The sequence below is a fragment of the Candidatus Omnitrophota bacterium genome (assembly GCA_041653595.1).
Classification (GTDB): Bacteria; Omnitrophota; Gorgyraeia; order Pluralincolimonadales; family Pluralincolimonadaceae; genus Pluralincolimonas.
Genome location: JBAZFB010000032.1, coordinates 1 through 9,357 on the forward strand (window position 1 = coordinate 1; position 9,357 = coordinate 9,357).

Sequence of the window (9,357 nt, forward strand, 5' to 3'; positions counted from 1 at the left end):
ATTCAAAATCGAATATTTTCAACCAAAATGGCCGGGTGTCCCGCTTGAACAGATCTTTGGCAAGCGCCGTCAGCATCGGGATGCTGATATTTGACGCTATTGACCCTAGGTGGGCGTCGACCCACAGAATCTTGTTATTTTTTATCTCAGCTGTTACTTTGGCCGGAACGGGGATATAGCCTCTGTCCATGTAGTAGACGACATCAAAAAATGTGTTGGCCATACTGCTCTTCCAAAATGCCAGATCAATGCTGCTCTCCTGGTCATGTTGTATCCATATCGATGGTTTTATGTCGGCAATATTGGATGTAGGCCGGACGGGTATCAGTTTTGATTTTACGGTGTTTTTCACCAAACTTAATATCGTCTTTACGTCCCGCATATATCCAGCCAAGCCCAAAGACTCTTTGACTATAAAACCTCTTTCCTCGTAAAGCCGGCATAGCATTTTATTCATAGAATACCGTTCAAATCTTATGACATGGTTCTTATTCCGCATTGATTTTGCTCTAGATCCAACGATAACTGCAAATGCTATCCTTTCGCGCAGCGTCTCTGCTATATAGCAGTTGATGGCATTCTTCAACCTTAAAGGCCTGCCGCCAGCATAGACATCAAGGGATCTCTCGCCTAGCAAAAGCATATCTTCACTTACCTTATATTCCAGTGTCTGCCCGTCCGGACGCTCCTTCTCTAAAGACAAATTTACGGGAAATACCTTTAAGCTAATATTATACTGCTTCATCAAATCAAGGATCGCATGGGCAAAAACAGATTCACCTCCGGCGCCGTAATATACCACACGGTTAGAAAAGGGCCGCAATAAGCCTGCCGTGATCACATCCAGTACGCTTAGTTTTTCTAACCACAACGCCCTGGCGTTTCTTTCTTTCGATATTTTGCTGCCAGCGCTCATTTAATTTCCTGATTTCCTATATATATCGATCGCACGCCATGGTTTAAAATACCGCGCATCAAGGCTGCCACCCGGCGGGTCCCGTTTCCGTCAATGACCCCATGAAAATACCGTTCCCTGTTTTTTGCGAATTTCCTTTTCAATTCTGAACGCTCGATTATTTGTTCAAGAAGAGCTTTGAGCTCGAAGGCCGACCTTGCCTCTACTGAAACCCCATATTTAAAAAGCGGCACCGGGTTCTTCCGTCTGGTCAAGTTAAGTTGAATAAGGGGCTTGCCCATGAGTACTGATTCAAAGCCTACCGTCGAAAAAAATGTTATCATTACATCTGAAATTTTTATCAAATGGCGCACGTCAGTGTCAGTAAGGGTGTAATTGAGCTTTCCTTCGTAACTTTGCAGCAGATCTTTATATTCCTGAAGCCCTTCGCAAGGATGCGGTTTAACCACCAAATGGTACCTCTTGCTGTCTGACATGCTCAAAAGCGCTTCCGCGGTCTTTTTAAGCATTCTTTCCCCAACGGGAAAGCTTGACCTATTTTTAGGCTGCGTAGCCAAAACAACTATCCGCCTGTTTTTGGGAATTCCCAGCTTTTTCAGGATAGCGTCTTTTTTTAAGCGCCTGTTATTACCGAGAATATGGTCTAGCGCGGGTTGGCCCACTACCATTACTTTTTTCGGGTCATGCCCGGACTTCACCAGGTTTATTTTGGTTATCTCGCACATTGCTGTTATGACATCCGCCCGTATATGGTGCCTTTTCTCGGTAGCCAGGTAATCATTACAGGCGATACTGGGTATTTTCTTCTTACGGCACACTTCAATGGCGGCGCGTTCAGACCGGGGGCAAATACCGGTCACCAAAAGATCCGGTTTTTCCTGCTCAATAATACGCTCCATGATATAGACCGGCAAAAAAGCTTTTCTCCCGTTCTTCTTTATTAATGACCATGCCCGTTCCTTTCCCTTCGACCGTATCAGATCTCTCATGCAAAAGCCAAAATATTTTACGGAATCCCGGCGCGAAAAACCAAGTCCGTCAATGTGCCACATGTCCGCCAGTTTTTCGCCGAGAGGAATGATATCCCGGTCCAGGCGAGGATCGAAATAATCATTGTATGTCTTATAAGGAATACCCTCTCTTTTTAAGACAGTATGCGCCACTGATAAACCCAGGATCGACAGGTCGTATTTGCCTTCTGCCTTAAATCTCTTGATTAAGGGGATTAGCAGATTTACGTGCCCGCCTCCATATGTCACAAATAAGATTCTTTTCTTCATCTTAAATTAGTAACCGGTATTTCCTTCATAAATTTTAAAGTATCCGATCGGTCGGCCAGCGCTTGCTTCTGGCTGCGCAGCGACAGCACTTCATATTCGGATTTTATCTTTTTAACCTCTTCAGTGATGTCGCGGCCGATGATATCTTTTTTAAATGCCCTGCGGATGATCGCGAAATCAGCGCGCAAACGGGATAATTCTCTCAAGATCAAATGCGTCGGCAAAGGGGCTCCTTTCCCTAAAATCGTGATCCCTCCGAATCCAAAAGGTTTATTTTTGAATATATCACGCAAGTTATCAAGCAAATCCTCCAGCAACAACTCATAGGCAAAACCCTTGCCGTAGGATATGGCCAGATCATTTAGGCCGATATATACTTCATTAAATCCCAATTTCGCGATCTTTTCCGCATTCTCCGCCGCCTCTTTCGTCTCCAAAAGGAGACTTGTCGCGGAGCGGCCGCCGACCAAGCGGATAAATTCTTCCACTTCTTCGGCGCCCCTAAACATAGGCAACATCAGAATATCCGCACTGGATGCGATAACTTCATTAATTTCATCTTTACTGTTTTCGTTAATAGGATTGATCCTGCATACTACAGGAATATCGACAGTATTCTTCATCAACCTCAGGTCTTCGATCGTATGGTAATTGCATTCGAGATGATAACCGTTTTGGCGTTCCTCCTTTGCGCGCACTTCCAGATCTATCACTATCCGGTCTACCCCGGCCTTTTGGGCAGTCCGGGCAAGATGGATGTCATTTGTAAAAAGCATCAATTTAAGCATGGCTAACGGAACATTACGTTGTGCAACGGCAACCTGCGGTTAAAATACTGCCAGAATTTCCAATAGGCAAACAAAAGCCACCAATCTATCCCCAGGCCATACCAATCATTCTCGACCCTGAATTTTGCAACTCTATGAAAGCCACGGTACACGAACCGCCATATACTCTTTGATTCCATCTTTCCCAGCAGCGTCTCGGAAGGAAAGGCTGCCGGAAAATAGTACCTGTCTTTGCGCAATACTTCAAATTTTTGCCGTGCAGTTACCCAAGGAGTAGAGTTGCCGAATCTGGTATTAAAATCTCCCCAATCGGCCAGTTTCTGCGGAGGCCTAAAACCGTACTCAATGCATCTTGGGTACAGGTCATTGCCGGGATAAGGCATATAGAAATTAACAGGACAGACATTATTAGGATTTATCTGTTTTAAGCGTTTTATTATCTTAAAGGTGTTTGAAATCGAATCCTTCGGTTCTCCCGGGAAAGCGACCATGAAACTGTACAGTGCGCTGATACCTGCCTTCGCTAATTTTTCGGCGCACACATAGAGATCCTCTATCTTCTCGTCCTTTTGTATCAGGTTAAGCATCTCTTGGGTAGCCACCTCCACCCCGGGGTGAAGAAGTATGCAACCCGATCGCTTGATCAATTTAAGCGTTTCATCGGACATCTTCGCGATCGTCCCGATCCGCGCGCAGGCTACCCACTCAAAGGTAAGGTTCCTTCTCAAAACCTCCTCGCAAAATTCTTTTATATATTGTTCGTTTACCACGAAGGTATCATCGATAAAACGGATATCGTTAACCCTGTATTTCTTTATCAGATCCTCTATCTCGGACACTATGCGCGGGGCTCGCATCCCTTTCCATTTTCTTTTGAAAACAAGCGGGTCAGCGCAATATGCGCACCTCCAAGGGCAACCCTGCGTAGCCCGGAACGGAATAGACACTTCCTGGGGCGTTTTTCTCCTTCCGGGATATTTCTTTAAATCAAGCAAGTGGTACGGCAGGTAAGGAAAACTGTCCAGATCGTGCATCTGCCTGGGAGGGTTGTTTATTATCTTGCCGTCCTTTTTAAAGGTGACCCCTTCCACGCCGTCTAAGGGCCCTCCCGTTTCTATTTGTTTGATCAACTCACAAAAAGTAACCTCTCCCTGCCCTCTCACCACGATATCCACATAAGGGGCGCTCGCCGTCTGTTCCGGGAGGATCGAAGGGTGCCACCCTCCCCATACCAACGGCATCGCCGGATATTTCTCCTTAATGCTCCGCGCTAAAGTGATCGCGCTCTTTATCTGGGGGCCGGTCATACAGGTGAAACCGACCGCGACTGCGTCCTCGAGGAGCGGGAATATCTTTTTTTCATATTCCTTATCTACCCGGACATCAATAATAGTGACGTTATAATCATTCACCAGGGGAGCGGCAACCGCCAGAAGACTTAAGGATGGCATTACCCTGTCCAGCGTCTCATTTGTATCCGGGCAAACTAAAATAATTTCTTTTTTCTTCATTCGATCTCTATTTATTTTGTGCCTGTTTTTTCATCAATAGATTGGCAAATTCCAGGTCTATTGCTTCATCTATGTCGACAGATTTTTCAAACGGCATGATATGGACGGCTGTCCGTTTAGAGATAATGACGCCTTCGTCGAATAGGGTGTCTCTTCTGGTGGCGTATATTCCGCCGTTCGGTATGGCCAGTTTGGGCAATTCCTGGGAAATCCCCCTCCCGCCTTTTATTTCTCCTTTTAAAAAAAGGTCTGCGCGGCTGTTCTCCTTAAATAAAAACATCCATTCCGGCCTCTCCGTTATTACCTTAGCGGAGAAAGCAGAGGTTATATCCGGATCATTTAATAACAACTCCACGCATCGATCGATATCGTATCCCGTACAAAAAGGAGCGGTGGGCTGCATAGTTACTACAATATCGATCTTCCCCCCCTCTTGGGCTTCTACGAACTCAACCGCATGCCGCGTAACCCATTCTGACGGACAATCTTCGGCAAGCTTAGGGGGGCGGGTAAACGGGACTTCTGCGCCATATTCCAGGGATATCCTCTTGATCTCCGGGTGGTCGGTCGAGACAATAACCCTGTTTAAATACTTGCTGCCAAGGGCCGCCTTGATCATATAAGAAACAAGCGGTTTGCCTCCTAAGAGAGCTATGTTCTTAAAAGGCACCCTTTTAGACCCTCCCCTGGCGTGAATAACGCCGATCATGCCGCTCTTCCCATCCTTCCCTTTTACCATTTATACCGTACCTCGCTATTTGATTTATAGTTTCGCAAAGCATAAAGGTTATCGTAGACCTTCTTAAATGCCTTGACCACGTCTTCCATATCATGGCGCGTATTCGGGCGGTTAATATGATAGAACCATATAAAACTTTCGCTCAAAAGTTCCTCTGCAACCGGACAATCGCCCTGCTTATATTGTATTTTGCGGCGATAGCTATGGCATGACCACGGACAGTTATTGAGCCCATACGCGACTTTTTTCAGGAATATCGGGTTCTCATACATCGTCTTCAGGTATCCTGAACCGACCGGGATGCCTTCAGCCCTCAAGGCGGCTAAAATATTGCTTCTTTCAACGCCCGTGGCATGCGCGTCATAACACATTGCTAAAACGTGGGGAACTACGCCCTTTTCATGGCGCGGGACCCGTATTCCCTGGAAATGCTCCAAAGATTTGATAAGAAAACTCGCGTTTTCGGTGCGAATACGGTTATTCTTGTCTAATTTCTTGAGTTGGGCGACGCCGACGGCGGCAGTCAGCTCTGTCATCCGGTAATTCATGCCTACTATATTCACAAGATCATCCTTGCCCCATGATGCGTCAGGGATCGATTCTCCGTGATTCCTTATAAGACGGACGCGTTTAGCCATGGCCGGGTCCTTTGTAACGACCATTCCGCCTTCGCCCGTAGTGATGTTCTTCGTCTCCTGAAAACTAAATACGCCCAAATCCCCGATCGTCCCGACATACTTACCTTTATATTTCGTACCGGGAGCCTGCGCGCAATCTTCAATGACTTTAAGTCGGCGCGCCTTCGCGATCCGCATGATCGAATCCATATCGGCCGCCCGCCCCAAAAGGTGCACTACTAATATCGCCTTTGTCTTTGAAGTCAGAGCCCGTTTGATCTTTTCAGGATCCAAACAAAATGTGTTTGGATCTACATCAACAAATACCGGGATCGAGTTCATGCCGAGGATACTCAGCGCCGTAGCGTTAAATGACATGCCGGTAGTAATAACCTCGTCTCCGGGCCCCATACCGCACGCCCCCAATGCGGAAACAAGTCCCGACGTGGCAGAGTTGACGGAGATAGCAAACGGGACCTTGAACCGTCGTGCAAATGCGGCTTCGAACTTCCGCACCATTTTGCCTCCTAAAAAACTAAAATATTGGCCTTCGTGCTTCTCGGCTTCAACCGAACCCATCACCAGGAGGCTCTTGATATCCTTTGAAGGGCTTCCCATGAACCGCGAGAGCTCTTTGTCCTTAAGGACCTTGTTGACGTACCGGCGTTCATCCCCGTCAATTATAACCGGCGACATAAAAGGCTTTTTACGTACCGGAGTGCCGCCGAATAACGCTAATTGTGACATATATCTGCCTTTCCTGTTTTTTTAGCTAATACTACCAAGCGATCGGCTCTCTTGATATCTAACGATGTGCATTCGAGCATCGTAATATTGTAGATCTTATAGATTGCCTTTCTTAAAAAAGCGTTTTTTATGCGGCCCAGCCCAAAAGGTAACAGCTCTGTCGGGTTTTCCCCGAAAATCTTCACGATTTTAAAACCCGCCAGTCGCAGGTAATACCGCAGCGATTCGACCGTCGAAATCCACTGGACATTATCCCCGCACCTTAAAAAATATGAATGGGTTTCATCATAATAATAACGCGAATATCCCTGGTGGCACTTTATGAGCAAGAGACCATCATCGCTTAATATGCCGTTTATAATCCGCAAAGTCTTTTCGATGTCATCGACATAATATATTGAATCCAACGCGGATACGAGATCGTATTTTCTACGGAGAATTTCCTGCGGCACAGTATCCGGGAACGATCCCCAGAAGACTTCCAATCCGTACTTTTTCGCGGATTCTACGGCATTTTTTTGCGGCTCGATGCCGTACGCCTTAAAGCCAAGCGAACCGAGGATAAAACAAAATCTCCCGCTAAAAGTCCCTATATCGAGCGCGTTCCCGGAGCATTTAGTATATTTCTTCGCTATCTTAACGAGAAAATCACGACCGCTGACAGCGCCCGTCGGATCCTCGAATTTAAAGTCGCTCCGATTGGTTAAAGAGTTCATAAGATACTCGGAAGACTCCGCCTTGTTCATCTTAGGATAAGGGTAGATCGCCGAGCATCTTCCGCATTTATAAACATCCCGGAGATTTCCGCTTCGGGTCTTTTGGCCTTTTTTATAAAGATGAACGTCGCTGCTATGGCAAAATGGACAATTATCCTTCATCCGGTAATCCCGCTTAAGGCGTATTTCTTTTCCAGTTTTATGGGCTGACCGTTACGTCTTGCCGACTCCAGCATGGCCCGGACCAGGACCAGGGCCGCCAAACCGTCTTCGCCCGAGCACTGAATTTTATTCTTTTTATTCCTAAGGGCCGTGCAAATTTCGTCAACCGCATCTACCAAACCATCATTTTGCCTTGGTTTGTCAAATGGGCTTGGCTTTAATTCTCTATATCCGGAATACCTATTACTTTCAGAAAAAGAATAGTATTCGATCTTATTTCCGTTTTCCAGCAGCTTGATCCTCCCTTGGTCGCCGATAATATCCATCTCTACTACCAGGTCTTCCCGCTTCCCCGTAGCCACCAGAGCGCACGGAATATTTTCGCTGAATTCGATCCACCCGGAAATAGACGGGTCCGGATTGTCCGGATCAAAAGAAATGCCAGACACGGTTTTCGCATCATGCGGTACCAGCATCCTTATGGCGTCAAGGATGTGGGAACCTATATTGAATATCCGGCCAGGGTAAAGAGCGGTCACGGCCTTGACCTTTCCGATCTTTTTATCAAGGATCATCTGCCTGGCGCATAGATAATTACTTTGCCACCTGCGGCCGTGGTTAACCGCAAGCAGTATGCCCCTCTCCTTGCACATCCTCACCATCTCACGCGCCTGATGTATATCCGATGCCAAAGGCTTCTCGCAAAAAATGGCTTTGACGGGATGGGATATTACTTCTCTTAAAACAGGATAATGGCTTGCTGTCGGCGTGCAGATGGAAATAATATCAACCGGCAAATTTTTAAAAAGTTGACTGACATTTTCAAAAACAGGTACACTCCCGAAATATCGCCCGAACTGATCCCGCTGTTTTTTATCAATATCTACAGCCCCTGCAAGTTCGGCTTGACTGCATTTATCATATGCCGAGACGTGGCTCCATGTATTTTTTCTCTTCGTGTCCAGGTTAAATTTGAAACCTATATTCCCTAAACCGATAACCCCCGCCTTGAACACCGGCATCAATGCCTGTCCTTTAGACAACGCTTATTCCATTCCTTTCTATATACCTCTTCGCCGCAAAGTCCAGTATATCCCGCGCTTTATCTGTTTTTAAGCTCATGTCCATTATGTCCTGCACGAATGCGCCGACCCTTTTATCCGCATTGAAATCATCGAAATGGTTGAATGGCTGTCTCCATTTCGAGAAATCGCCTATCGAGCTGTCGCCTTCGCTTGCCCGGATAATGGCATTTTCCAGGTCATCAAGCGTCTTAAATATGAATTTCTGGCCGGGATCATTGTAAAACGGGTGTTTTAGCCATCCGGAACAGTCCCAATGTAAAGCTTTGTGGCCATGCACCCCAGCCACAATGCCCGCGGAATTCAAGCCGAAGCAGACCGATACGTCTGTAAGGGCCGCGGCTGTTGCGGGAGATAACCGGCTCTTTAGGAAAAAAACCCTGTTCGCCTCCATGAGCGACCGGAACCTGCGCGCTATATCATGGCCGTTCGGAAGAGCCAGGAGGCTGTCAATACCCCCGCTTTTGCTCTTCACGACCGCCCCCCATGAAACATTTTTTTCAAGGAGATCCAAAAGAAGCAGATAGAACCGTGAAAGCGCCGACGGGGTCTGATGGACATTGTGCGCGGCGCTTGAGTCGAATATGGCGAATGTGAATTCAAGGCCTTTTAGCCGCTTTTCTATTTCACTTAAATCGTCCTCATCTTTATAAATCCACAATCCCGAAGGAAGCCAGTAATCGCAGATGCCGTCTTCCACCGGCAAAAATTTTTCGAATATTCTGCCCCATTCAAAAAATACGTGGAACGGAAAGAGGTGCGAGGGTTTCATCCGAAAGGGATAGTTAGACCAATGGAA

The 9,357-nt window shown here is 46.6% G+C and carries 9 protein-coding genes; all 9 read right to left on the reverse strand.

Features of this window, described 5'->3' with window-relative positions; genetic code table 11:
• Positions 1 to 916: hypothetical protein (locus tag WC317_07885; protein ID MFA5340046.1), on the reverse strand; the 916-nt coding region annotated here is incomplete at its 3' end.
• Positions 913 to 2,196 (reverse strand): CDP-glycerol glycerophosphotransferase family protein, encoded by a 1,284-nt coding sequence (locus WC317_07890; protein ID MFA5340047.1) that lies wholly within the window; start codon positions 2,194 to 2,196, stop codon positions 913 to 915. The genes WC317_07890 and WC317_07885, both read right to left, overlap by 4 nt.
• Complete coding sequence (locus WC317_07895; protein ID MFA5340048.1) at positions 2,193 to 2,984, reverse strand: aldolase/citrate lyase family protein; 792 nt, start codon at positions 2,982 to 2,984, stop codon at positions 2,193 to 2,195. Before WC317_07895 ends, WC317_07890 begins: the two co-directional genes overlap by 4 nt.
• Positions 2,985 to 2,986: 2 nt before the next feature.
• Positions 2,987 to 4,495 (reverse strand): radical SAM protein, encoded by a 1,509-nt coding sequence (locus WC317_07900; protein ID MFA5340049.1) that lies wholly within the window; start codon positions 4,493 to 4,495, stop codon positions 2,987 to 2,989.
• 7 nt (positions 4,496 to 4,502) lie between these two features.
• Positions 4,503 to 5,234, reverse strand: a complete 732-nt coding sequence (locus tag WC317_07905) for an acylneuraminate cytidylyltransferase family protein (protein MFA5340050.1) — start codon at positions 5,232 to 5,234, stop codon at positions 4,503 to 4,505.
• A complete protein-coding gene (locus tag WC317_07910; protein ID MFA5340051.1) occupies positions 5,228 to 6,598 on the reverse strand; it encodes a DegT/DnrJ/EryC1/StrS family aminotransferase in 1,371 nt (456 codons plus the stop codon). The genes WC317_07905 and WC317_07910 overlap by 7 nt, the downstream gene beginning before the upstream one ends.
• The gene (locus WC317_07915) at positions 6,586 to 7,314 is read right to left on the reverse strand and encodes a class I SAM-dependent methyltransferase (GenBank protein MFA5340052.1); all 729 of its coding nucleotides are present in this window, start codon (positions 7,312 to 7,314) and stop codon (positions 6,586 to 6,588) included. Before WC317_07915 ends, WC317_07910 begins: the two co-directional genes overlap by 13 nt.
• 158 nt (positions 7,315 to 7,472) lie before the next feature.
• Positions 7,473 to 8,498 carry a Gfo/Idh/MocA family oxidoreductase gene (locus tag WC317_07920; protein ID MFA5340053.1) on the reverse strand — a complete coding sequence of 342 codons (1,026 nt, stop codon included), beginning with the start codon at positions 8,496 to 8,498 and terminating at the stop codon, positions 7,473 to 7,475.
• A 13-nt stretch (positions 8,499 to 8,511) separates the two neighbouring features.
• Positions 8,512 to 9,357 (reverse strand): hypothetical protein (locus WC317_07925; GenBank protein ID MFA5340054.1); only part of this gene is annotated, 846 nt, incomplete at its 5' end.